The sequence below is a fragment of the Vibrio sp. 10N.286.46.A8 genome (assembly GCF_041470165.1).
GTDB classification, from domain to species: Bacteria; Pseudomonadota; Gammaproteobacteria; order Enterobacterales; family Vibrionaceae; genus Vibrio; species Vibrio tasmaniensis_A.
Genome location: NZ_JBFRLX010000352.1, coordinates 1 through 739, shown reverse-complemented (window position 1 = coordinate 739; position 739 = coordinate 1). Strand labels below are relative to the sequence as shown.

At 43.6% G+C, this 739-nt stretch carries 1 protein-coding gene; it reads right to left on the bottom strand.

Translation table 11 applies throughout. The annotated features are described in order from the left end of the window. Positions 1 to 134: 134 nt before the first annotated feature. On the bottom strand, positions 135 to 739 hold a 605-nt coding region (gene ttcA / locus AB4232_RS22355; RefSeq protein ID WP_372088045.1), incomplete at its 5' end, for a tRNA 2-thiocytidine(32) synthetase TtcA.

Below are 739 nucleotides of genomic sequence, written 5' to 3'. Positions count from 1 at the left end.
AGCACTAGACCCTAACCTTTCGAAAGGTTGAGTCGGCGACAAGTTTAACTTATAAAAAACGCCTCAAGCATTGCTTGAGGCGTTTTTGTTTGTCTGTTGTAGGCGCATCTATTGCTCTACAACGATTATTCTTATTATACGTTCGTTACGTCGATGAACATTGACTCATCGATGTTAGAAGATGAAATTTCAGCTTCTTCGAATTCGTACGCTTTGCGGTCTTCACTACGGTCTAGTGGAAGGTTCACGAAGTCAAACAGTTCGCGGTCAGCCAGTTGGCTTGGACTTACGTTCTGGATTGACTTGAAGATCTTCTCAACACGACCTGGCGTTTTCTTATCCCAATCAATTAGCATCGCTTTAATGTTCTGACGCTGTAGATTCTCTTGAGAGCCACATAGGTTACAAGGAATGATTGGGAAATCTAGGTGCTCTGCGTATTGGATTAAGTCCGTTTCACGACAATAAGTCAGTGGACGAATAACAACGTTACGGCCATCATCAGAACGCAATTTTGGCGGCATTGCTTTCAAGCGTGCACCGTGGAACATGTTCAGGAACATCGTCTCAACAATATCGTCTAGGTGGTGGCCAAGAGCAATCTTAGTCGCCCCAATTTTCTCTGCAAACGAGTACAAAGTACCACGACGAAGACGAGAACATAGACCACAAGTTGTTTTACCCTCTGGCACTTTCTCTTTAACTACGGAGTACGTATCTTTATCTACGATGTAGTAAC